This window comes from Mesorhizobium sp. M7D.F.Ca.US.005.01.1.1, from assembly GCF_003952545.1.
GTDB classification, from domain to species: domain Bacteria; phylum Pseudomonadota; class Alphaproteobacteria; order Rhizobiales; family Rhizobiaceae; genus Mesorhizobium; species Mesorhizobium loti.
This window is the reverse complement of sequence record NZ_CP034453.1, coordinates 7,059,799-7,080,261: the sequence shown is the minus strand read 5'-3', so window position 1 is coordinate 7,080,261 and position 20,463 is coordinate 7,059,799. Positions and strand designations below refer to the sequence as shown.

Below are 20,463 nucleotides of genomic sequence, written 5' to 3'. Positions count from 1 at the left end.
GTCCCGGGTGCAACGCAAAGCGTTGTCACCGGAGCAATGCGAAAGCGTCGTCTCGTGGCAAACGTCAAAGCGCGGGGTTCCTATGCCGATCACCACCATTCTCATCATCGTCTTGATCCTAGTCCTCATCGGCGCGGTGCCGGCCTGGCCGCATTCGCGCTCCTGGGGGTATGGGCCGTCGGGCATTGTCGGTGTGGTGCTGGTGGTGCTTCTGGTGTTGCTGTTGATGGGGCGGCTCTGAGCCTCAGCCGAAGAAAGACTTTTCAGTCTACAGGGACGGGGCTGGCAGGCCCGTAGCTGCGCCCGCCTTGCCTGTCAGGCAGCTTTCGCAAGACCGTTCACGGTGGCGATGCCGATATCCTCGAGCGCCTCGATGACCGCCTGATCGAGAGGCGTGTGCGGGATCGCACCGATGATGCCTTCCAGCCTTGCCGAAGCCAGTTGGTGCGGCTCGAAGCGCAGATAGGACATCGACACGATCTCGCGCCACATCGCCACGAACGGGCTGCCGGCGCGCAGCACCCACCAGGCCATCGAGGTCATCTTGAGCGGGCGACCAAGCGCCTTTTCGGCTGCTGCCTTGATCTGCAGGTCGGTGACGGCATGGCCCGGAAAGTTCAGCGCTTCGTAGGCGCCGAGCTTGTCCAGTTTTTGCGTCAGCCCGACGAAAGCCTTGGCCAGATCCGGCAGATAGGCCCATTCATGCACCAGGTCGACCGGGCCGGGCGCGGTATAGACGCCTTTGTTGATCTTGGCGGCGACGACCAGATCGAACCATGATCCGCTGCCGGTGCCGCCGAAGAAGTCGCCGGCTCGCAGCAGAATGGTGCGGACCCGGCCCGCTTCGGCCTCGCGGCGAAACAACTCCTCCATGGCGCAGCGGATGCGACCCTTTTGCGTGGTCGGGTGGAAAGGTGTGTCTTCTGATATCACCGCCGGCATCGGCGATCCGTAATTGTAGACGGTGCCGGGGAAGAGATGCAGCGTGCCGTTCGCATGGCAGGCGGCCATGACGTTCTCGGCCATCGGCAGGCATTTGCCCCAGTCGGTGTAGATCGGGTTGAGGCCGTTGAAGATGATGTCGACGCCTTGCGTGGCACGGATCAGCCCCTCGCGGTCGAGCGCGTCGCCGGCGACGGCGGTGGCCCCCTTGAGTTCGTCCGGCACCTTGCCGCTGCGGGTGATTGCCCGGACATCATAGCCGGCATCGATGAAGGCCTTGGCGACAACGCGGCCGAGCCGGCCATTGGCACCCAGAATTGCGATCTTGGTCATTTCGAGTACTCCTGATCTGGAATTTTCATGGTCGGCTCGGGAGGTCCGATCAGCGACAAGCGCGATCGGGATCAGCGGTTGCCGAAGAGTTCGCGGTTGCTGCCCTGGGCGACCGGCTTCTTGGCGGTCGCGTCCACCTTCTCGATCGAACTTGTGTTGGTGTTATCGGTGCTGGTGACAGCCGGCTGGCTTGCATTGTTCGAGCCGAACTTGTCGCTGCCGGCAAAAGCGGTGCTGGCGGAAATGAGGATGGCGGCGGCGATGAGGGCGATCTTGGTCATTTCATGTTCTCCTGGTTGGTGGTTGCAGTCCGTGTTGGTGTCTGCATCCGGAATATCGTCGCTACGAATGCGAATGGAAATTGACTATGAATGGGGTTTCGGTATTCATTCTTGAATGGCTGAAATCGACTGGAACCTGATCAAGAGCTTCGTCACCGTGGCGGAAACCGGCAGCCTGTCGGCCGCCGCGCGAAAGCTTTCGGCAAGCCAGCCGACGCTTGGCCGTCACATCGGCGAGCTCGAACAGGCGCTTGATATCACGCTGTTCCGGCGTGGGCGGCGCGGCTATGAACTGACGGAGGCCGGCAGCACGCTGTTCGAACGCGGCAAGGCGGTCAGCGAGCAGGCGAGCGCCTTCTCACTGTTGGCGCTGGGTTCGGTCGAGGCCATCGAAGGCACGGTGCGCATTGCCGCCAGCGAGGTGGTGGCAGCCTATGTGCTGCCCGAGATGATGATGCGGCTGGGGATCGAGGAGCCCGGCATAGAGGTCGAGATCGTTGCTTCAAACCAGGTCGAGAACCTGTTGCGCAGGGATGCCGACATCGCCATCCGCATGGTCAAGCCGGCGCAGAATGAGCTGACGGCGCGCAAGGTCTGCGACATTCCCCTCTGCGCCTGCGCCGCCAGATCCTATCTCGACAGGCGCGGCCACCCGCTGAAGCCCGCCGACCTTGTCGATCACGATTTGGTCGGCTTCGACCGCAGCGACGACATCATCAGAGGCTTCACCCAGTATGGCATCCCGGTCACCCGGAGCAGTTTTCGCGTCAGGACCGACAACCAGATCGTTTTGTGGGAGGCAGTGCGGGCGGGAAACGGCATCGGTCTCGGCCAGCAGCCGCTGGTCGACCGTGATCCATCGGTGGAGAAATTGCTGCCCGGCCTGCCGTTACCTGTCCTGCCGGTGTGGCTGGCCATGCATCGCGACGTACGCACCAGCGTGCGCATCCGCCGGGTAGTGGATTTCCTCTACGAGGAGCTGAAGCGCTATTCGGCCGGCGCGGCCGCGAATTCGGCGCGGTGAGCAAGGCCGGCCATCAGCAGCACGACGATCAGCAACCCCGACATAGCGACGAAAATCGGGCCGAAGCTGGAATGCTCGGCAACGAAGCCAATCGCCGACGGTGCCACCAGGATACCGGAATAGCCCATTGTGGTGACGACGCTCATGCCGGTGCCCGACGACATGCCTTCCTGGTTGCCGCCGGCCGAGAAGATGATCGGCACCATGTTGGCGATGCCGAAGCCGCACAGGGCAAAGGCGGCGATCGCAAGCCAGGGCGAGGGTGACAACCCGGCGATCAGCATGCCGGCCGCCGCGACAACCGACGAGCCGCGCAGAGTCGTCACCGCGCCGAAGCGGTTGCGCACGCCGTCGCCGAAGAAGCGCATGATTGCCATGACACCGGAAAAGGCCGCGTAAGCGAGGCCGGCGATGGCAAGGTCGGCGCCGAGTTCCTGCCTGAGATACAGCGCTGCCCAGTCGAGCACCGCGCCCTCCGAGATCATCGTCAGCAGGGCCATCAGGCCGATCAGATAAACCAGCGGATTTGCCGGCAGCGTAAATTTGTGAGGCTCCGCGGCCTGCGGCCTGTCCTCGCCGACCAGATGGCGAACCGCCACCGCGATAACCGCGAAGGCGAGCGCGGTCACCACCGCCGCGTGGACGAGATGACCGTAAGTCTGGATGGCGAAGCCGCCGAGGCCGCCGCCGGCGAACCCGCCGAGGCTCCAGAAGCCATGTGATGACGACATGATCGCGCGGGAGAGTCGCCGTTCGACCACCACGGCATTGGCGTTCATGGCGACGTCCATGCCGCCGATCGAGCCGCCAAAGATGAACATGGCGATGGCCGCCAGCGGCACGTTGGGCGCCAGCGCCACGACCAGCAGGCCGAGGCTGCCGCAAAGGCCGAACCAGCGCAGCACGGTGCGGAAACCATGTCTGGAGATCAAATGGCCGCACCAGGTCATGGCGGCGACGGCGCCGGCGCCGAACAGCAGGATCAGCAGGCCAAGCGTGAACTTCGAGATGTCGAGCCGGGTCAGGAACACCGGGATCTGCGGCGCCCAGCTGCCGGTCAGGAAGCCGTTGGCGAGGAAAATGGCAGCGACGGCCCATCGTCCGCGAATGGCAGTCTGCATGGCGTTCGACGCGTTCATGAGGCGAATCCGGTCAGAAAATGGCTTCGCGCGGCAAATTAGATCGATTCAATTTTCAGTCAAGCGCTCTTTCGGGAAAGCATTTGGGCCAAACAGAGGATTGGAGGCGATCGAGGGTGTCGACGGTTGACCTAGTGGTCCTTGGGGCGTCTTGCCTCGAATTCGGCCTTCTTGGCGTCGGAGGCTTCGGTCTGGTTGAGCGCCTGCCACTGTGCGTAAGGCATGCCGTAGACGATCTCGCGCGACTGGTCCTTGCTGAGGTCGACGCCCTCGGCATTGGCCGCTTCGCGATACCAGTTCGACAGGCAGTTGCGGCAGAAGCCGGCGAGGTTCATCAGGTCGATGTTCTGCACGTCGTTGCGCTCGCGCAGATGCTCGACCAGCCGGCGAAAGGCGGCAGCCTCGAAATCGCGTTGCTGCTCGTCACTGAGTTCGGTCATGGTCACAGCCTCCGTCATAGCGGCCCGGTGCGGGAGCCGAATTGCTTGACCACATGTATATCGGGACGGCGGTCGATGGCGTCAACGATCGGCGCCAACCGTTCGGCCCAGGCGAGTGCGCCCTTCTGGTCAGCGATCAGGTCCTGGCGGATCTCGATCAGCGCATGGGCGAAACCGTTGACGATGGCGTGCTTGTACATGGTGTCGCCGTGCAGCGCGCCGTCATACGGTTCATTGTCGCCGACAACGAGGCTCTTGTCCTCCGCCAGCATGTCGATCAGCGGCCGCGCCACCCGGTCGTCGAGGTCCCACAGGATGCCGACATGCCAGGGACGCTGGATCCCTTGCATGGCAGGGGTGAAGGAATGCACCGAGAAGATGAAGGGTGCTCGGGCAGAGGCCTGTGCGACCGAGGCAATCATGGCGCCGACGGCGTCGTGATAGGGCCGGTAGAAGCGGTCGAGCCGTCTTTCGCGCTCCTCGGGAGCTATGGGGTAATTCCCGGGTACGACGGTGCCGTCATAGAGCTGGCGAATGAGCGTCGGATCGTCCTCTGCGCGATTGGGATCGATCAGCAGCCGCGAAAAATTGGCGAACACCGCCGGCACGCCAAGCAGGGCGGCCAGTTCGCGCGTCACCGTCTCGACGCCGATGTCATAGGCGATGTGGCGGTCGAACTCCGCCAAGGGCAGGCCGAGGCTGCCATACTCGTCGGGCAGGTCGCGGCGGGCATGATCGCCCAACAGCACGATGCCTCGCTTGCGGTCGCCTTCGACAACATCGAAAGGCGCGAAAACTGTGGATCGGGTCATTGGCGGGAAATGGTCTGTTCGCTGGCTTCCGGGGAGGGTGCTATCGTCATTCCACGAAGACGACGCTTGCGCAATGCCGTTGTTTGGCCAAGGTTTCCCGAGAAATCTGGCAGGAGTCGGCGAATTGTGCGCCGGAGCCTTTCTAAATCGATTGGAATTGAACAAAACGGTGCGTTGACATGCGCCCGGACTTTTCCGAAAAGGGGCGCAGAGAGATGCTGATGTGGTTCTTGAGGGGTTTTCGGATGAGTTCCGCCGGCAGGCAGCGCATGCGCTCTGCCTTTGCCATGCCGCTCCTGAGCCTTGCCGTGGGCTTGGCGGCGATGGCCATGGCCTCGCCGGCGCGTGCCGATTTCCGCGTCTGCAACGCCACGCAGAACTTGGTCGGCGTCGGCATCGGCTATCGCGCCAAGGCCGGCTGGATCACCGAGGGCTGGTGGCACATCGAGGGATCGAGCTGCAAGACGCTGATCGAAGGGCCGCTGTCATCAAGGTTTTACTATCTTTATGCAGAAGACGCCGAGCGCGGTGGACGCTGGGACGGCCCGATCAACATGTGCGTGGCTGAAAAAGAGTTCAAGATCGCCGGCGTAACCGACTGCGTCGCCCGGGGCTTCCAGCGCGCCGGATTCCAGGAATATGACACGGGCGAACAGGCAAGCTGGATGGTCCAGCTGACCGATGAGTCCACAACGGGAGGCGCTCCAGCCGCCCCGGGAACAAACAGTCAATGAGACGTAGCCGCAAGGTCAAGATCCTAGCCACCATCGGTCCGGCGTCCTCGTCGGAGGAGATGCTGAAGAAGCTGTTCGAAGCGGGCGCCGATGTGTTCCGCATCAATATGAGCCATACCGATCACGAACTGATGCGCACGCTGGTCGCGCGCATCCGCGCTGTCGAGGAGGCGGTCGGCCGGCCGATCGGCATCCTGGCCGATCTGCAAGGACCAAAACTGCGCGTCGGCAAGTTTGCCAATGGCAAGGAAGTGCTGACGCAAGGCCAGACCTTCACGCTCGACGACAGTCCCGAGCCCGGCACCTCGACCAGGGTCTATCTGCCGCATCCGGAAATCCTGAGCTCGGTCGAAGCCGGCCATCGCCTGCTGATCGACGACGGCAAGCTCGAGCTGAAGGCGGTGAAGAGCGACGGCAAGTCGATTGTCTGCACCGTCGTCGCCGGCACCACGATTTCCGACAAGAAGGGCGTCAGCCTGCCCGACACCGACCTGCCGGTCGGCGCGCTGACCGAGAAGGACCGCAAGGACCTCGATGCCGTGCTGGCGACAGGCGTCGACTGGGTCGCGCTGTCTTTCGTGCAGCGGCCGGAGGATCTGGCGGAAGCACGCAAGATCGCGCGCGGCCGGGCGCTGATCATGGCCAAGATCGAAAAACCGCAGGCTGTCGCCAGGCTGGCCGAGATCATCGAACTGTCCGACGCGCTGATGGTCGCCCGTGGCGATCTCGGCGTCGAGATGCCACTCGAGGCGGTGCCCGGCATCCAGAAGCAGATCACGCGCGCCGCGCGCCGCGCCGGCAAGCCGGTGGTGGTTGCGACGCAGATGCTGGAATCTATGATCACAGCACCCGTGCCGACCCGCGCCGAGGTGTCCGATGTTTCGATCGCCGTCTTCGAAGGCGCCGATGCCATCATGCTGTCGGCGGAATCGGCGGCCGGTGCCTATCCCGTCGAAGCCGTGGCGATGATGAACCGTATCGCCACCAAGGTCGAAACCGATCCGACCTATGCTGGCATCATCAATGCCCAGCGCTCCGAGCCGGAAGCGACCGGCGCCGACGCCATTTCGCTGGCCGCGCGTGAGATCGCCGAAACGCTGAAGCTGTCGGCGATCATCACCTACACGGCGTCCGGCACCACAGGCCTGCGCGCCGCCCGTGAGCGGCCGCAGGTGCCGATCATCGCGCTGTCGCCGATCCTCAACACGGCGCGACGGCTGTCGCTTTTGTGGGGCACGCATTGCGTCGTTTCACCGGATGCAAGCGATCTTGACGATATGGTCAACCGCGCCTGCCGCATCGCCTTCGACGAAGGCTTCGGCAAGCCGGGCGACCGCGTCATCATCACCGCCGGCGTGCCGCTGAGGACGCCAGGTTCGACCAACATGCTGCGCATCGCCTATATCGGGTCGGACACGCAGGGCAACCGGTAAACCCGCTCATTTCCTGACGGAAGCGTGTCGCGCGACTTTGTGCAGAGGTCGCTGTGGCTATAATACAACAAAGGCAAGGACAATGATCCCAGCCTTTGTCTCGACACAGGGTTGCCGTGTTCGCCCCCACAAAACAGGATGAAGCGGCGTTAACAGTGGCTCTGCACCCGCCTGCATTTCCCATCGCTTGAAAGTATACTGAATGTCATTTCTCGTCTCGCGCCGGTCACTTCTGACCGGGCTCTCGCTTATTGGGGTTTCCACGATCTCGGCATGTGCCCAATTTCCCAAGCAGTCGCTCAGTGTCGCCAGTCCGCTGATTCCAGCGCCGCTTGAGCCGACACCGGAAAAGGGGCCGATTGAGGTTGCAGGGCCTGAAGCTGCCCGTGCGTCTTCTGACTATGCGAACATGTATGCCGCGGTCGAAGACGGCGGCCGGGCGCTGCCGGCGATTCCCTTCGCCAAGGTCGATGAACGGTTTCTGCGACAGATCGTCGTCGACGACCCGACGGGAGAAAAGCCAGGCACGCTCGTCGTCAACACGACCGACAAATACCTTTACTGGGTCCTCAAGGATGGCAAGGCCATGCGCTATGGCGTCGGGCTGGGGCGCCAGGGCTATTCCTGGAAGGGTCGTGCGATCGTTCAGTGGAAACGCAAATGGCCGACCTGGACGCCTCCGTCGACAATGATCAGCCGGGATCCAAAGCTGGAGAAATGGCGTCAGGGCATGCCGCCGGGCATCAGCAATCCGCTGGGGTCGCGCGCGCTCTACATCTTCAAGGACGGCGTCGACACACTCTATCGAATACACGGATCGCCGGACTGGAAGTCCATCGGCAAATCCGCGTCGTCCGGTTGCGTGCGCATGTTCAACCAGGATGTCATGGACCTTTACGATCGCGTTCCCAGCAAAACACCATTGCTGGTCATCTAGTTAGAGTATGGCGCCGCGTGTCTGCGCTTAGCTTGCTGCCCCAGCCGTTAGAGGACGTGCTTCAGGTCGGCGCGAGCTCCGCCTGCGGCACCTTGATGTCGGCGCATCTGTCGGTGCCATAAGCGTCGCCGGCGATGCGCGCCTCCACGGTCTTTGCCAGTGCCTGCAGGTCGATGTCCTTGCCGGCGACCTTCTCGATGGCGCCGACGACGAGGTCGGGCGCGATCCAGTCCGGCTTGTGGCCGAGATTGTGCACCCAGACGAGTTCGGCGCCGGCAATGTCGCGCACCAGGCCGACCGAGTGGATATGCGCGTAGACCACCTTGTCGCGATCGCCCGAAATCACCACGGTAGGCGCCTCGATCTCGGCGTAGTGGGGTGCGGCGCCAAGGGCATAGCGATAGAGCCCGGCGACGTCGGTGGCGTTGGCGCGAAAGGCCGACGGTCGCAGCACCAGCGGGATCGAAGCCTCGCCGGCATAGTTGTTCGGCACCTTGTTTGGCGAGAAGACGCAGGTGGTGGCGTCTGCCATCTGCAGCGTTCCTGCCGGGTAGGTCAGCGTTTCGGAAAACAGCCAGCCGACCACCGGCATGGTGGTCAGATTGTAGTACCAGGACGTTGCGCCGCCCGGCCAGGGGTGGGTCGCCGGTGCAAGGAAGACCAGGCCAAGCGTCCTGTCGGGATGCTCGCGGCCAAACGCCGTGGTCACGGCGCCGCCGAAGGAATGGCCGACGATGACAGCCTTCTTCATGCCGAGACGGTCCATCAGCGCGGCAATGGTGTTGGCCTGCGCCGACGGATCCTCGTTGTTGCCGGGGCCGCGCCCCGACCAGCCGTGGCCTGGCCGATCGAAGAACAGCATTTCGGCGCGCCCATCCAACAGCGGGCGCAGCGGTAGCATCTGGTCCCTGAGATTGGCGCTGGCGCCGTGGATGAAGACGATCGGCGGCAACTCGGCATTGGCGGGTGCCGGAACATGGACGTAGTGGATGCGGGCGCCGTTGATGTCGGCGAATTCGCCGATCGGCGGATTGCGGCGCTCGATCAGCCATGAGCCGACGCGGGTGACGCCAGCCAGGCTGAACACAAGCGCCATCAGGAAGGCGAGGACGGCGTAGATCAGGTTCATGGGGAGAGATACGGGGGTGGAGAGGGATAAGTTGTGGGTAGGCAGTAGGGCAGTAGGGCAGTAGGGCAGTGGGGCACTAGGGTGTGTGTTCCGCAGTACAATCTGCCCCTACTGCCTTACTGCCCTTACTCCCTTCGAATATCAAATGCCCTCGCCGGCAAGCTCTTCCGAAATCGTGCCGACCTGGTCCTGGGCGCTGCGCATCATCGGATAGATGGCCAGCACCTTCTGCCAGGCTTCGAGTGCCGATTGCTTGTGGCCGGTCAGCGCCATGATCTGCGCCAGGCCGGACAACGCACCGAAATGGCGCGGCTCGAGTTGCAGCGCATGGTCGATGTCGGACATCGACTTACCGTAGTTCTTCATCATGAAATGCACCGTGGCGCGCCGGTTCCAGCCTTCGGCATAGGTCGGCTGCAAGGTCACCACCTGGTCGAGGAAATCGAGCGCGACGTCGAATTTCTGGCCTTCGATGGCCTTTTGCGACCATTGCATCATCAGGTCGATCGAGGCGCTGCCGGATTGCGACCACTCATTCCAGATGTTGCCGGCAATGCGCTCGGCCGCCTTTTCGTTGCGCTCGCGTTTCAGGTCGCTGAACAACTGGTCGAGCCGGGCCTGCTTCGTCGTTGCCACCGGCGGCGCGTCCTGGGTGGCCGGCGGCGCGACGGCATCATCCGCCCATGCCGGGCCATAAATGGCGCCGGAAACGAGCAGGGATGTCAAAAATGCAAAAAGAATCCGCATCGCCGGACTCTAGTCCCGGGCGGCGGAACATCAAAGTGATTTTAGCGTGAGAAGGCCGGCAACAAACATCAAATGGGCGGAGACAACAACAGCCTCCAGCCCGAAAACTCAGCCCTGGCGCGCCTTGTAACGCGGGGCAGTCTTGTTGATGATGTAGACGCGGCCCTTGCGGCGAACCAGCTGGTTGTCGCGGTGACGCGCCTTCAGCGCCTTGAGCGAATTCTTGATCTTCATGGTCTTGCCTGTCGGTGTGGACCCGCTTCGGGTCGAAATCTTAAGGCGCGCCAGAGACGCGCCTTTGAACTGTGGGTGGCTCATAAACGAGGAGCCTTGTCCGTGTCAACCGCAAGCGTGCTCCGTCTCTCCATATCATCAAATATCCGCCATCTCCACTTGGCGGCATTGCGCGGCCTCTAGCCGGCTGGGATGATGCGGCTGCCGCGAAGTGATTTGGAGATGACCATGCGCCGAATGTTTCTGTCCGCCTGCCTTGTCTTGCTGGCGGGAGCCTCGGTTGCCCATGCGCAGGAATGCGACCGCAGCGACGACAGCCAGCAGATGATGAACATCTGCGCCGGCGAAGATTACCAGGCGGCCGACGCCAGGCTCAACACGGCCTATCAGGACCTCATCAGCTCGGATGACGCCGACGGCAAGAGGTTGCTGCAGGTGGCGCAACGCGCCTGGATCACTTTCCGCGATGCCGAGTGCGCGCATTCCACCGCCGCCAGCGAGGGCGGCTCCATCCATCCGATGGAGGTTTCGCAGTGCCTGACCAGATTGACCAACGATCGCATCAAGCAGCTCGCCGCCGCGGCCAACTGCGAGGAAGGCGATGCGAGTTGCGCCAGTCCCGGCGAGGACGAGAGCGACGACTTCCAATAAGCGGGTTTATTGGGTCAGGCGCGACGGCTGATCCGGGTGAAATGACCCATCTTGCGGCCGGGGCGCGCCTCGGCCTTGCCGTAGAGATGCAGCATCAGATCGGGCTCGGCGAGAAGCTCCGGGACACGCAGCACATCGTCGCCGATCAGGTTCTCCATCACGCAGTCGGAATGGCGGTCCGGGCTGCCCAGCGGTAGGCCGGCGACAGCGCGGATGTGCTGCTCGAACTGCGAAACGATGCAGGCTGCCTCCGTCCAATGGCCGGAATTGTGGACACGCGGCGCGATCTCGTTGGCCAGCAGCGAGCCGTCGGCCAGCACGAAGAACTCGACGCCGATGACACCGACATAGTTCAGCGCCGACAGGATCTTCGATGCGGCCGTTCGTGCTGCTTCCGCCGTCTCGGGCATAATGGCGGCCGGCAAGGTCGATGTGTGGAGAATGCCGTTGCGGTGGACATTCTCGGCCGGATCGTAGGCGACGACCGCGCCGTCCAGCCCACGCGCCGCGATCACCGATATCTCGCGCTCGAACGGCACGAAGGACTCCAGGATCAGCGGCACATTGCCCATCGCCTCGCAGGTGCCGGCAAAGCCGCCGGTTTCCATGTTGCGGAAGACGCGCTGGCCTTTGCCGTCATAGCCCATGCTGCGCGTCTTCAGGATGCCGCTGCCGTCGAACGCCTTCAGCGCCGCCGTCAACTCATCATCATTGTCGACGGCGTGGAAATCCGCGGTGGCAATGCCGATGCCATTGAGAAATGCTTTTTCGCCCACCCGATCTTGCGCCACTTCCAGCGCGCGCGCCGGCGGATAGACCGGAACCTTGGCGGCCAACGCGCTGGCCGCCGCGACCGGCACGTTTTCGAACTCGTAGGTGACGACGGAACTCGACGCTGCCAGTTCGGCAAGGGCGGCCTTGTCGTCATAGGCGGCTATTATCTGCCGGTTGGCGACCTGCGCGGCGGGGCAGTCCGCTTGCGGCTCCAGCACCACGGTGCGGTAGCCGAGGCGGGCGGCGGCAACAGCCAGCATGCGGCCGAGCTGGCCGCCGCCAATGATGCCGATGGTCGATCCGGCGGGCAGGCTCACGGCGTATCCGTCGGTTCGGTGGCGACCTTGGCGGTCTGCGCGGCGCGCCAGGCATCCAGGCGGACGGCAAGCTTGTCATCGTTCAGCGCCAGCACGGCCGCGGCCAGAAGGGCTGCGTTGGTGGCCCCGGCCTTGCCGATGGCCAGCGTTCCCACGGGAATCCCGGCCGGCATCTGGACGATGGACAGCAGCGAATCCTGCCCGGAAAGCGCCTTCGATTCCACCGGCACGCCGAACACCGGCAGCGGCGTCATTGCCGCCGTCATGCCGGGCAGATGCGCCGCACCGCCGGCGCCGGCGATGATCACCTTGTAGCCGGCCGCCTTGGCGCCCTTGGCGAAATCATAGAGCCGGTCCGGCGTGCGATGCGCGGAGATGATCAGCCGCTTGTGCGGGATGCCCAGTGCTTCCAGCGTTTCGGCGGCATGACGCATCGTCGCCCAGTCGGACTGGCTGCCCATGATGATGGCGACGTCGGCGCGTTGATCGTCCAAGTCTGTGTTCCCCGGCGACAAAGGCGCGCCTTAGCGGAATTCGCGCGAAGCCGCAAGGATAGGCGGCCGCCGCAGCTGTTTGTTGAGACGCAAACCAGCCTATACCGCCGCCTTGCGGAAGCGAGCGACGAAGTCGTCGAGTTCTGGCCGCTCCATGTCGGAGATCGCCCAGTAGGAGAAGGCGCCGTCGCTCCAGTGCACCAGCGAAAAGCCGCCCGACGAGAGATCGGCCGGCTCAATGGTGCTGCCGCCCTGCTGCGGCTCGGCGACCAGCGTGATCAGGTGCTCGCGGTGGCGGTAGACCAGCGCAGGCACCGGCCGGTCTGATATCACCTCGACCCGACCGCCGATGAGTGTGTAGCCGTCCTGTGCGAGGTCGGGCGCTGGCGGCGACACGCCGATCCGGGCGTCGAGCCATGGCTTGACCGTGTGGCGGTCGGACGAGACGATGTCGATCGGGCTGGCGGCAAGCAGGCTGCGGCGATGTCCGCTGGCGACTCCAGCTGCGAAACTATCGGACGCGTTGTCGACCATCACCCATTGCGTCGCCCCGCTGGCCAGCACCGCACTGACCACGATCGACGCAGCCAGAGCGCGCCAGTCGAACGAGCCGAAGCGGCGCGCCCTTGGCAGCGCCCGCGTCTGCGACGGACGTGTCTCGGCGTTTCGTCTCTGGCCGCCCCCGACCGGTGCACCCGCGATCAGTCCCGGTTGCGGCGGCGGTGTACCCCGCAGCGGCCCGGCCGCTTCGTCCTGCGTCGGCACGTCTTGCGCCGGACGTGCCGTGGCTGTCGCACCAAGTGCGGCGATGCGCGCCCGAAAGGCGTCGCTGACATCGGGGCGCGGCAAACGGCCGAGTGCGCCCCGCAAGGCAATGATGCGGGCATGTTCGGCGGCAAGCTGCGGGTCGGCGGCGATGCGCCGCTCGACCGCGAGTGCGGCTGCCGCGTCGAGTTCGCCATCGACGAGGGCATGGATCATCAGCCTGATGCCCTCGGGATCGTTGGGCAGTCCGTCGTCATGCATGGTCATGGCGCTCTCCCCAGTGCAGATACAAGCAGGCCACGAGCCCGCGCCAGCCGTGACATCACGGTGCCCATCGGTACCCCCAGCATGGCCGCTATCTCGCGGTAGCTGAGGCCGTTGATGTCGCGCAGCACCAGCGTCTCGCGGAACGGCTGCGGCAATGCTGAGATCGCGGCCTCAAGGGCTGCCGTATCGGCCCTTGCGATCAGGCTTGCTTCCGGGCCATCCTCGTCGGGCAGGCTGGTGCCGTGTGCCGCCGCCATCTCGTCGAGATCGCCGAGGTCACCGACGGCGAGCATGCCGCGCGGCCGGTTGCGCGACATCCAGGTGTAGGCGGTGTTGCGCACGATGGTCAGCAGCCAGGCGCGGGCATTGCCGCCGGCATAGCCTGATATGCCGGCATGCGCTTTCACGCAGGCTTCCTGCACCACATCCTCGGCGTCGGCGGCGTTGCCGGTCAACCAGCGGGCGAGCGCAAGCGCATCACCGAGATGGGGCAGCACCACCTCGCCGAAGCGCTCGGCCAAGGCCTTCTCGCTCAACACCACAGCATGATCCGGCACTCCGGGCAGGATTTGCCGCGCCCGCTCAGGGAGCGACGGTGATTTTGCCCTGCATATGCGGGTGAAGCCCGCAGAAATAGGCAAAGTCGCCTGCTTTGGTGAAGGTGAATTCATAAGTGTCACCGGTGTCAAGCGCCTTGGAGCGGAAGGAGGAATCGCTGGCGACGACCAGATGCGGAATATCGTCGTCGTTTCTGAAGGTCACCGTGGTGCCGGGCTTGACCGTCAGTGCCGGCGGCGTGAAGGCAAAATTCTCGATTCTGATCATCGGCGCATCGGCCGCGCGCAGCGGTTGACAGGTCGCCGTGGTCAAGGTGAAGGCGGCGAGGATCGCGGCCATATGCCGGGCCGGAAGGCGTATGCAAAGCATGTTGATTTCCTTTGCTGTTCCGGCTCAAGCCAGCGTCGAGTCGATGATGGCGAGATCCTGCCCGCCTTGCTTCACGGTGACACTGCTGGTGCCGAGCAGGCCGCGCAGCTGTCCGGCCGGCACTGTCATCGGCCCGGGCGAGGCGGCGGTGCCTGGCGCCGGCTGCGGGAAGGCGGTCGAGCGCGCGGTGTGGAAGGTGACGTTGCCTTCCACTTTCTGCATGATCTGGTGGATGTGGCCGTTGAGCACGGTGACCGAGCCGAAGCGCTTGAGCAGGCCGAGCGCCTGTGCCGCGTCGTCGGTGCCCCAGCCCCATTCGGGATAGACCGCCCATAGCGGAATGTGGGCGAAGACGACGATCGGCGTCGAGGCGCTGACCGCTTTCAGATCATCCGCCAGCCACGCCAGCTGCTCAGGCCCGAGATTGCCGAGCCCACCCGCCTTGAGGTTGACGACATTGACCAGCGCCACGAAATGCACGCCGTTCTGGTCGAACGAATACCAGCCGGCACCCCTGGTGCCCTTGCCGTAGCGGTCGAGATAGGCCTTGCCATTGCCGTCGTCGATCAGATCGTGCTCGCCCGGCACGTAGTGCACGTCGAAGCCGGCGCCGCTGATGATCTCAGCCGCATTGTCGAATTGTGCGGGCTTGGACAGATGGGTGATGTCGCCGGTATGGATCATGAAAGCCGGCTTTTGCGGCAGCGCCTGGATCTTGCCCATCGCTTCCTTCAGCGTGTCGATGGCATGCGGGTTGGCCGCCTTGTCGAAGCCGATGTGGCTGTCGGATATCTGCAGGAAGGTGAAGCCCGTGGCCATGGCTTCGGCAGCTTGTGCGGCGCCGAGCAGGTTGAGCGACACCGGTATGCCGCCTGAAATCGTCCACAGCACGCCGGTGCCGGCCCAGATCATGCATTCCAGCGCATGGCGGCGGCTGATGTGCCCGTTCTCGTCGTCGTGATGATGGGTCATGTCGGTCTCCTCAACGCCAGGAGTGGCGTATGCTGAGGAGACCCGGGACGGCGGCGGTTTATTCCCGGCTGGTGCGAGTCCAGCCGTTCACGGTCGCGTGATCGCGCGTGCCGATTGCGACCGGCGCATTTCAGGCAGTGGCCTGCTGGCGTTTCAATCCGGCCAGCGCAAGGCGCCGGACGAATCCTTGTTAGGCATCTTCATGGCATTGGCGGGCCGCTCGGCCGCGGTCAGTATGGCGCGCAGGCGTTCGGCGACAATCTCGGCCTCGCCGGGATGAAGATTGCAGGGGTCGAGGAAGAAATGGCCGCGCTCCACTTCGTGGTTGCGTACGATGATCGGCGGCGAGCCGGCGGCCAGCGCCGAGGTGAGACCGGCCGCGGTGAACCGGCTTTCGGGCGAGACGAAAATCTGCAACCGATCGAGAGGGTTGGCGGTCGGGTCGGGAATGATCTGCGCAATGATGCCCGGCAGCCCCTGCACCGTGTCCTTCCACAAATTGAGTGCTGCCTCTTCGCGGCGGCGGATGCCGGCATGGTCGCGTTTTTCCCAGGCTTCCAGTGCGGCCATGGTGCCGGCGATGCTTTCCTTGCCGACCTTCATGGCGCGCGCGACGCCGCGGTTCTGCAGATAGGCGGCTCGAACCAGATCCTTGCGCCCGGTGACGATGCCGCTGGTCGGCCCACTCAGGAATTTGTGGCCGCTGTAAATGACAATGTCGGCGCCGCGCGCGAGGAAGCCGCGCAGGTCATATTCGGAAGCCGCATCGACAATCACCGGAACGCCCCTGGCGTGGCAGATCTCGCAGAATTCCTCCAGCGACAGCATGCCGTACTGCACGGTGTGGTGGGCGACGACATAGAGGCCCGCCGCCGTACGGTCGTTGATCGCGTCGCGCACATGATAGTCCTGCGTCACGCTGACCGTGCCGGCCGGCACGACCTTGGCACCCGCCAGCCGGACCGACTGGTCGATCGGCGCGCCGTAGTTGACGATGTGGCCGAGCTGGACGATCACCTCCGATTTTAGGCCTTCTGTGTCGTCCGGCAGGCGTTCGATGGCAAGCAGGTTGGTTCCTGTCATCGCCCCGGCGATCGCCATGGTGATGCCGCTGGCGCAGCAAGCAGTGATGAAACCGGCCTCGCCGCCGGTGAGGCGCGCGACGATCGTGCTTGCGGCACGCTGCAGATCGTCCATCTCCACCCATTGCGAGGCCATTTCCGCCATGGCGCTGATTGCTTCCGGGACGATGATCGACGCGCCGAGCGCCGTCATCGTGCCGGAGACGTTGATGATCGGGCGAAGGCCGAGCCGTTCACGGATCGTGGTGTTGGAGCCGTCGGCGGAATAGGTTTTCATTTCTGCGGTTCCCATTTTCTCAAGAGGTCAGGAGGCGATCTCGACGACCGCCTCGATTTCGACGGTGATATTTCCGGGCAAGGAGCCGACGCCGATCGCCGAGCGGGCATGGCCGCCGATACTGTCGAACACATCGGCGAACAGATCGGAACAGCCATTGACCACCTTCGGGTGGTCGCTGAAGGTCGGTATCGCGTTGACGAAGCCGAGCAGCTTGACGATGCGCACGATCCGGCCAAGGTCGCCAGTGGCCGCGTGCATGACGGCGAGCAGATTGAGGCCGGTGAGGCCGGCATGGCCATAGGCCTGCTCGACGGTGACATCGTCTCCCACCTTGCCGGTGAACAGCGTGCCGTCTGTCCGCAGCGGTCCCTGGCCGGACAGGAAGATCAGCCGGCCGCTTTCGGCATGGGTGACGAAATTGGCGATTGGGGTCGGCGGCTCGGGCAGCGTCAGGCCCAACGCGGCGAGCCGGATATAAGGCGTCATGAAAGAAGGCTCCTTGCGACAGCTTTTGCTGTCTCGTTCTAGAAATGCGAGGCGCGGAAGCGTGCCAGGAAGGTGCGCAGGCGCTCGTTGTCGGTGTCCGCCGCCAGGATTTCGCTAGGTGGACCCGCCGCGCTGACGCCGCCATCGGCCATGAAGATGATGCGGCTCGAGGCATCACGGGCAAAGGCCATTTCGTGCGTGACCATCACCATCGTCATGCCGTCCTCGGCCAGGCTGCGCACAACCTCGAGCACCTCGCCGACCAGTTCCGGGTCGAGCGCGGAGGTTATCTCGTCGAGAAGCAGGATCTTCGGCCCCATGGCCACGGCACGGGCAATGCCGACACGCTGCTGCTGGCCGCCGGACAGTTCGGCGGGCAGGCTGTCGGCCTTGTGGGCGAGGCCGACCCGACCGAGCCAGTGGTCGGCGATGGTGCGGGCCTCCGCACGGCTCTTGCCGCGCACCTTGGTGAGGCCGAGCATGATGTTGCCGGCGGCCGTCAGGTGCGGAAAGAGGTTGAAGCTCTGGAACACCATGCCGGTCTCGGCGCGCATCGCGGCGAGGTCGCGTTCGCCGCGGCGCTGGCGGGCTCCTGTTTCGCGAAAGCCGACCTCCTTGCCGTCGATGCGGATCGAACCGCTGTCATAGCTTTCGAGGAAGTTGACGCAGCGCAATAGCGTGGTCTTGCCACTGCCCGATGGGCCGATGACCGTCACCACTTCGCCGCGCGCCACCCGCAGGCTGACCGAACGCAAGACCTGGACGGTTCCAAAGGATTTGGAAACATCGGTGACATCGAGAAGGGCCGGGATGTTGGTCGAGCTGGTGGACATCTTGCTATTCCCGGATGAAGGAGAAACGCCGCTCTAGCCGCCGGCTGGCCAGCGAAAGCGCGTAGTTGACCGCGAAGTAGATGAGCGCGCCGAGAACATAGAGCGGCATGGCTTCGTAGGTGCGGCCGATGACCTGGTTGATGGCCTGCATCAGGTCGGTGATGCCGAGCAGCGACACCAGCGCGCTGCCCTTGACCGCGTCGGTGACGCCGTTGATCCAGGGCGGCAGGAAGCGCCTGAACGCCTGTGGGAAGATGACGTAGGCGAGCCGCTGGCGAAAGGTCAGTCCGATCGCCATGGCCGCCTCGGATTGCCCTCTCGGAATGGAGCCGACCGCACCCCTGAGATATTCGACCACCTGCGCCGTCTTGAACAGGGTCAGCGCCAGCACCGCTGCCCAGAAGGATGGCAGATGAAGCCCGACCGCAGGCAGGCCGTAGTAGACAAAGAAGATGAGCACCAGGATCGGGATGCCGCGAATGGTGTCGCTGAAGATGCGCACGGCCCATTGCAACGGTATGGGGCCATAGACGAGGCCGACACCCATGATCACGCCAGCGATCAGTGAAAACACCACGACCAGCAGGGACACCCACAGTGTCAGGGCAAAGCCCTGGGCGAGGAAAGGCAAGGCATAGGCGATCTGGGTGAGCATGTCAGCGCGCCGCCCTGAACCGGCGCTCGACAAGGCGAAGCGCGAAAAGCAGGATGTAGCCGGTCACCAGATACATCGCGGTGACCACGAGATAGACCTCGACGATGCGGAAGGTGTTGAAGTTGATCCACTGGGCGCCATAGGTCAGCTCCGGCACCGAGATGACCGACGCGATGGACGTGTCCTTGAACAGCGATATGAAGGTGTTGGACAGCGCCGGCAGCGTGATGCGCAGCATGGTCGGCAGGCGCACGTTGAGCAGCCTTTGCCACGGCGTCAGGCCGATTGCCTTGCCGGCATCCAGCTGTCCGCGCGGAACGGCTTCGAGCCCGGAGCGGAACACCTCGACCAGATAGGCGCCGCTGTAGAGCGACAGCGTCACGACAAACGAGGTCGGCGCGCTGTAGGCGATATCGACCACCGTCGGCAGGCCGTAGAAGACGAGATAGACGAGCAGGATCAGCGGCACGTTGCGGATGAATTCGACATAGGCGGCGATGATGGTGCGCACGATGCGTCCGGCAGACACGTACCAGACCGCCAGAACCAGGCCGATGACGATGCCGATGGCGATCGATATGACGGCAAGCTCGAGACTGAGCAGCAGGCCGCCCCAAAGCTTGTCGAAGTGCCGCCAGATCAGGTTGAAATTAAGGGCATAGCCCATGCGTCCGCCTTAAAGGCTTGTTGATATTCAGGTGATGCCGGCCTGCAAACGCCGGCTTTCTGCGCTTCCGGTGCTCACGTACTTTAAGTACGCTCCGCTCCGGTTCTCGAAAACCACCGTTTTCGACTCGGCCTGGCCTGAATCTCAACAAGCCTTGGTGCCGAGGGTTGTCGGAGGTGGAAGGGCGCTGGATACGCCCTTCCGCCCGATGCAGGTCAGATGGCCGGGAAGCCGGGATGGCGCGCCGGCGGCTCCTGTCCGAAATAGTCCTTGAAGGCGGCATCGTAGAGTGCGTTTTCGTGACCGAACATGGCGATGGTGAAGGTCGCGTTGACGAAGGTCAGCCAGTCGAGGTCGCCTTGCCGCAGGGCTGCGCCATAAAGCATGCTCAGCCAGCTCTTGCCGGCGTCGAAATATTTGTCCGGATTGCGCGAGGCGAGCCAGCGCACCGTGGACAGATCGACGGCAGCGGCGTCAACGCGTTTCGATTCCAGCGCCTGCAGCACGTTGGCCTGGGTATCGATCTGCATGACCTGGCACTGGGGCAGGACCGAATGCACCTGCGCTTCGGCATCGACATTCTGCAGGATGGAGACGCGTGTTGCCGCGCCGCCGGCAAGCAGCTTGTCGAAGGTCTTGTTCTCGGCGGTCGGAAGGCTCAGCAGGGCGATGCCCTCGACGTAGTAAGGCCGGGAAAAATTGACCAGCTGCGAGCGTTGGGCGCTCATCGTCATGAACTGGATGGTGATGTCGACCTTGTTGGTGGTCACGTTGGGAATGCGCTGAGCCGGATCCTGCATGACGAATTCGACCTTGGTCGGATCGTCGAAAAGGCCCTTGGCGAGAATGCGCCCCATGGTGATGTCCATGCCGACGAGTTCGCCGGCATCATTCTCGAAGTGCCAGGGTGCGTTGGTGCTGCCGGTGCCGACGATCAGCTTGCCGCGATCGAGCACGGTGCGCAGCAAGCTGTCGGGTGCCGCCTGGGCAGCGGCCTTCTGGGCATCGACGGTTGCCAGCACGCCAGCCGTGGCCAGCCCTGCCATTCCCAATTTCAGAAAATCACGTCTTCCGGATGTGTCGTTCACGGCGACCTCCTTTCGTGTTG

The 20,463-nt window shown here is 63.9% G+C and carries 26 protein-coding genes; 6 read left to right on the top strand and 20 right to left on the bottom strand.

What is annotated here, in order from left to right; translation table 11 throughout:
• Positions 1 to 82 precede the first annotated feature (82 nt).
• Positions 83 to 241 (top strand): DUF3309 family protein, encoded by a 159-nt coding sequence (locus EJ076_RS34510; RefSeq protein WP_082525418.1) that lies wholly within the window; start codon positions 83 to 85, stop codon positions 239 to 241.
• A gap of 74 nt (positions 242 to 315) precedes the next feature.
• Here EJ076_RS34510 and EJ076_RS34505 read toward each other — a convergent pair whose 3' ends face one another.
• Together EJ076_RS34505 and EJ076_RS34500 are read right to left on the bottom strand one after the other, a co-directional pair.
• Complete coding sequence (locus tag EJ076_RS34505) at positions 316 to 1,275, bottom strand: SDR family oxidoreductase (RefSeq protein ID WP_126070858.1); 960 nt, start codon at positions 1,273 to 1,275, stop codon at positions 316 to 318.
• A gap of 71 nt (positions 1,276 to 1,346) precedes the next feature.
• On the bottom strand, positions 1,347 to 1,556 hold the full coding sequence (locus tag EJ076_RS34500; protein ID WP_126070857.1) for a DUF680 domain-containing protein: 210 nt from the start codon (positions 1,554 to 1,556) through the stop codon (positions 1,347 to 1,349).
• A 115-nt stretch (positions 1,557 to 1,671) separates the two neighbouring features.
• Here EJ076_RS34500 and EJ076_RS34495 point away from each other — a divergent pair, with 115 nt between their 5' ends.
• The gene (locus tag EJ076_RS34495) at positions 1,672 to 2,580 is read left to right on the top strand and encodes a LysR family transcriptional regulator (protein WP_126070856.1); all 909 of its coding nucleotides are present in this window, start codon (positions 1,672 to 1,674) and stop codon (positions 2,578 to 2,580) included.
• Here EJ076_RS34495 and EJ076_RS34490 read toward each other — a convergent pair.
• The 3 genes from EJ076_RS34490 to EJ076_RS34480 all read right to left on the bottom strand — a co-directional run bounded on the left by EJ076_RS34490 (position 2,544) and on the right by EJ076_RS34480 (position 4,971).
• Complete coding sequence (locus EJ076_RS34490; protein ID WP_126070855.1) at positions 2,544 to 3,719, bottom strand: MFS transporter; 1,176 nt, start codon at positions 3,717 to 3,719, stop codon at positions 2,544 to 2,546. The two genes, EJ076_RS34495 and EJ076_RS34490, sit on opposite strands and share 37 nt — an antisense overlap.
• Positions 3,720 to 3,850: 131 nt before the next feature.
• A complete protein-coding gene (locus EJ076_RS34485; RefSeq protein WP_109665457.1) occupies positions 3,851 to 4,159 on the bottom strand; it encodes a DUF1244 domain-containing protein in 309 nt (102 codons plus the stop codon).
• Between the two features lie 14 nt (positions 4,160 to 4,173).
• On the bottom strand, positions 4,174 to 4,971 hold the full coding sequence (locus EJ076_RS34480; protein ID WP_109664903.1) for an N-formylglutamate amidohydrolase: 798 nt from the start codon (positions 4,969 to 4,971) through the stop codon (positions 4,174 to 4,176).
• A 269-nt stretch (positions 4,972 to 5,240) separates the two neighbouring features.
• On the opposite strand from EJ076_RS34480, the gene EJ076_RS34475 reads away from it, so the two are divergent.
• The 3 genes from EJ076_RS34475 to EJ076_RS34465 all read left to right on the top strand — a co-directional run bounded on the left by EJ076_RS34475 (position 5,241) and on the right by EJ076_RS34465 (position 8,075).
• Complete coding sequence (locus EJ076_RS34475; protein ID WP_206438842.1) at positions 5,241 to 5,705, top strand: DUF1036 domain-containing protein; 465 nt, start codon at positions 5,241 to 5,243, stop codon at positions 5,703 to 5,705.
• Positions 5,702 to 7,138 carry a pyruvate kinase gene (pyk, locus tag EJ076_RS34470; RefSeq protein WP_109664909.1) on the top strand — a complete coding sequence of 479 codons (1,437 nt, stop codon included), beginning with the start codon at positions 5,702 to 5,704 and terminating at the stop codon, positions 7,136 to 7,138. Before EJ076_RS34475 ends, pyk begins: the two co-directional genes overlap by 4 nt.
• Positions 7,139 to 7,340: 202 nt before the next feature.
• Positions 7,341 to 8,075 (top strand): L,D-transpeptidase, encoded by a 735-nt coding sequence (locus EJ076_RS34465; protein ID WP_126070854.1) that lies wholly within the window; start codon positions 7,341 to 7,343, stop codon positions 8,073 to 8,075.
• Between the two features lie 61 nt (positions 8,076 to 8,136).
• Here the strand turns inward: EJ076_RS34465 and EJ076_RS34460 are convergent, their stop codons facing one another.
• The 3 genes from EJ076_RS34460 to ykgO all read right to left on the bottom strand — a co-directional run bounded on the left by EJ076_RS34460 (position 8,137) and on the right by ykgO (position 10,185).
• On the bottom strand, positions 8,137 to 9,204 hold the full coding sequence (locus tag EJ076_RS34460) for an alpha/beta hydrolase (protein WP_126070853.1): 1,068 nt from the start codon (positions 9,202 to 9,204) through the stop codon (positions 8,137 to 8,139).
• Between the two features lie 141 nt (positions 9,205 to 9,345).
• Complete coding sequence (locus EJ076_RS34455; protein ID WP_126070852.1) at positions 9,346 to 9,951, bottom strand: hypothetical protein; 606 nt, start codon at positions 9,949 to 9,951, stop codon at positions 9,346 to 9,348.
• A gap of 108 nt (positions 9,952 to 10,059) precedes the next feature.
• On the bottom strand, positions 10,060 to 10,185 hold the full coding sequence (ykgO, locus tag EJ076_RS34450) for a type B 50S ribosomal protein L36 (protein WP_006327841.1): 126 nt from the start codon (positions 10,183 to 10,185) through the stop codon (positions 10,060 to 10,062).
• Between the two features lie 228 nt (positions 10,186 to 10,413).
• Here ykgO and EJ076_RS34445 point away from each other — a divergent pair, with 228 nt between their 5' ends.
• Positions 10,414 to 10,836: a lysozyme inhibitor LprI family protein gene (locus tag EJ076_RS34445; RefSeq protein WP_126070851.1), complete on the top strand. Its 423-nt coding sequence runs from the start codon at positions 10,414 to 10,416 to the stop codon at positions 10,834 to 10,836.
• 14 nt (positions 10,837 to 10,850) lie between these two features.
• Here EJ076_RS34445 and EJ076_RS34440 read toward each other — a convergent pair whose 3' ends face one another.
• The 12 genes from EJ076_RS34440 to EJ076_RS34385 form a co-directional block, all read right to left on the bottom strand.
• Complete coding sequence (locus tag EJ076_RS34440) at positions 10,851 to 11,927, bottom strand: 5-(carboxyamino)imidazole ribonucleotide synthase (RefSeq protein ID WP_126070850.1); 1,077 nt, start codon at positions 11,925 to 11,927, stop codon at positions 10,851 to 10,853.
• The gene (purE, locus tag EJ076_RS34435; protein ID WP_109664925.1) at positions 11,924 to 12,421 is read right to left on the bottom strand and encodes a 5-(carboxyamino)imidazole ribonucleotide mutase; all 498 of its coding nucleotides are present in this window, start codon (positions 12,419 to 12,421) and stop codon (positions 11,924 to 11,926) included. Before purE ends, EJ076_RS34440 begins: the two co-directional genes overlap by 4 nt.
• Positions 12,422 to 12,520: 99 nt before the next feature.
• Positions 12,521 to 13,453 carry an anti-sigma factor gene (locus EJ076_RS34430; protein ID WP_126070849.1) on the bottom strand — a complete coding sequence of 311 codons (933 nt, stop codon included), beginning with the start codon at positions 13,451 to 13,453 and terminating at the stop codon, positions 12,521 to 12,523.
• Positions 13,450 to 13,989, bottom strand: coding sequence for a sigma-70 family RNA polymerase sigma factor (locus EJ076_RS34425; RefSeq protein WP_126070848.1), 540 nt, complete (start codon positions 13,987 to 13,989; stop codon positions 13,450 to 13,452). The genes EJ076_RS34430 and EJ076_RS34425 overlap by 4 nt, the downstream gene beginning before the upstream one ends.
• 46 nt (positions 13,990 to 14,035) lie before the next feature.
• Entirely contained in the window at positions 14,036 to 14,380 is a 345-nt protein-coding gene (locus EJ076_RS34420; protein WP_245462938.1) for a cupredoxin family copper-binding protein, read from the bottom strand.
• A 24-nt stretch (positions 14,381 to 14,404) separates the two neighbouring features.
• On the bottom strand, positions 14,405 to 15,352 hold the full coding sequence (locus EJ076_RS34415) for a metallophosphoesterase (protein ID WP_126070847.1): 948 nt from the start codon (positions 15,350 to 15,352) through the stop codon (positions 14,405 to 14,407).
• A 153-nt stretch (positions 15,353 to 15,505) separates the two neighbouring features.
• The gene (locus tag EJ076_RS34410; protein WP_126070846.1) at positions 15,506 to 16,711 is read right to left on the bottom strand and encodes an aminotransferase class V-fold PLP-dependent enzyme; all 1,206 of its coding nucleotides are present in this window, start codon (positions 16,709 to 16,711) and stop codon (positions 15,506 to 15,508) included.
• 27 nt (positions 16,712 to 16,738) lie between these two features.
• Complete coding sequence (locus EJ076_RS34405; RefSeq protein WP_126070845.1) at positions 16,739 to 17,200, bottom strand: RidA family protein; 462 nt, start codon at positions 17,198 to 17,200, stop codon at positions 16,739 to 16,741.
• Between the two features lie 38 nt (positions 17,201 to 17,238).
• Positions 17,239 to 18,033: an amino acid ABC transporter ATP-binding protein gene (locus tag EJ076_RS34400; protein ID WP_109664945.1), complete on the bottom strand. Its 795-nt coding sequence runs from the start codon at positions 18,031 to 18,033 to the stop codon at positions 17,239 to 17,241.
• 4 nt (positions 18,034 to 18,037) lie between these two features.
• Entirely contained in the window at positions 18,038 to 18,688 is a 651-nt protein-coding gene (locus EJ076_RS34395; protein ID WP_109664948.1) for an amino acid ABC transporter permease, read from the bottom strand.
• A 1-nt stretch (position 18,689) separates the two neighbouring features.
• Entirely contained in the window at positions 18,690 to 19,355 is a 666-nt protein-coding gene (locus tag EJ076_RS34390; protein ID WP_109664951.1) for an amino acid ABC transporter permease, read from the bottom strand.
• A gap of 215 nt (positions 19,356 to 19,570) precedes the next feature.
• Positions 19,571 to 20,443, bottom strand: a complete 873-nt coding sequence (locus EJ076_RS34385; RefSeq protein WP_109665470.1) for a transporter substrate-binding domain-containing protein — start codon at positions 20,441 to 20,443, stop codon at positions 19,571 to 19,573.
• Positions 20,444 to 20,463 lie beyond the last annotated feature (20 nt).

Bases quoted from the DNA above. Each gene is read 5' to 3' on its own strand.
- EJ076_RS34510 (WP_082525418.1), top strand. From the start codon at position 83: ATGCCGATCACCACCATTCTCATCATCGTCTTGATCCTAGTCCTCATC.
- EJ076_RS34505 (WP_126070858.1), bottom strand. From the start codon at position 1,275: ATGACCAAGATCGCAATTCTGGGTGCCAATGGCCGGCTCGGCCGCGTT.
- EJ076_RS34500 (WP_126070857.1), bottom strand. From the start codon at position 1,556: ATGACCAAGATCGCCCTCATCGCCGCCGCCATCCTCATTTCCGCCAGC.
- EJ076_RS34495 (WP_126070856.1), top strand. From the start codon at position 1,672: ATGGCTGAAATCGACTGGAACCTGATCAAGAGCTTCGTCACCGTGGCG.
- EJ076_RS34490 (WP_126070855.1), bottom strand. From the start codon at position 3,719: ATGAACGCGTCGAACGCCATGCAGACTGCCATTCGCGGACGATGGGCC.
- EJ076_RS34485 (WP_109665457.1), bottom strand. From the start codon at position 4,159: ATGACCGAACTCAGTGACGAGCAGCAACGCGATTTCGAGGCTGCCGCC.
- EJ076_RS34480 (WP_109664903.1), bottom strand. From the start codon at position 4,971: ATGACCCGATCCACAGTTTTCGCGCCTTTCGATGTTGTCGAAGGCGAC.
- EJ076_RS34475 (WP_206438842.1), top strand. From the start codon at position 5,241: ATGCGCTCTGCCTTTGCCATGCCGCTCCTGAGCCTTGCCGTGGGCTTG.
- pyk (WP_109664909.1), top strand. From the start codon at position 5,702: ATGAGACGTAGCCGCAAGGTCAAGATCCTAGCCACCATCGGTCCGGCG.
- EJ076_RS34465 (WP_126070854.1), top strand. From the start codon at position 7,341: ATGTCATTTCTCGTCTCGCGCCGGTCACTTCTGACCGGGCTCTCGCTT.
- EJ076_RS34460 (WP_126070853.1), bottom strand. From the start codon at position 9,204: ATGAACCTGATCTACGCCGTCCTCGCCTTCCTGATGGCGCTTGTGTTC.
- EJ076_RS34455 (WP_126070852.1), bottom strand. From the start codon at position 9,951: ATGCGGATTCTTTTTGCATTTTTGACATCCCTGCTCGTTTCCGGCGCC.
- ykgO (WP_006327841.1), bottom strand. From the start codon at position 10,185: ATGAAGATCAAGAATTCGCTCAAGGCGCTGAAGGCGCGTCACCGCGAC.
- EJ076_RS34445 (WP_126070851.1), top strand. From the start codon at position 10,414: ATGCGCCGAATGTTTCTGTCCGCCTGCCTTGTCTTGCTGGCGGGAGCC.
- EJ076_RS34430 (WP_126070849.1), bottom strand. From the start codon at position 13,453: ATGACCATGCATGACGACGGACTGCCCAACGATCCCGAGGGCATCAGG.
- EJ076_RS34420 (WP_245462938.1), bottom strand. From the start codon at position 14,380: ATGCTTTGCATACGCCTTCCGGCCCGGCATATGGCCGCGATCCTCGCC.
- EJ076_RS34415 (WP_126070847.1), bottom strand. From the start codon at position 15,352: ATGACCCATCATCACGACGACGAGAACGGGCACATCAGCCGCCGCCAT.
- EJ076_RS34410 (WP_126070846.1), bottom strand. From the start codon at position 16,711: ATGAAAACCTATTCCGCCGACGGCTCCAACACCACGATCCGTGAACGG.
- EJ076_RS34405 (WP_126070845.1), bottom strand. From the start codon at position 17,200: ATGACGCCTTATATCCGGCTCGCCGCGTTGGGCCTGACGCTGCCCGAG.
- EJ076_RS34400 (WP_109664945.1), bottom strand. From the start codon at position 18,033: ATGTCCACCAGCTCGACCAACATCCCGGCCCTTCTCGATGTCACCGAT.
- EJ076_RS34395 (WP_109664948.1), bottom strand. From the start codon at position 18,688: ATGCTCACCCAGATCGCCTATGCCTTGCCTTTCCTCGCCCAGGGCTTT.
- EJ076_RS34390 (WP_109664951.1), bottom strand. From the start codon at position 19,355: ATGGGCTATGCCCTTAATTTCAACCTGATCTGGCGGCACTTCGACAAG.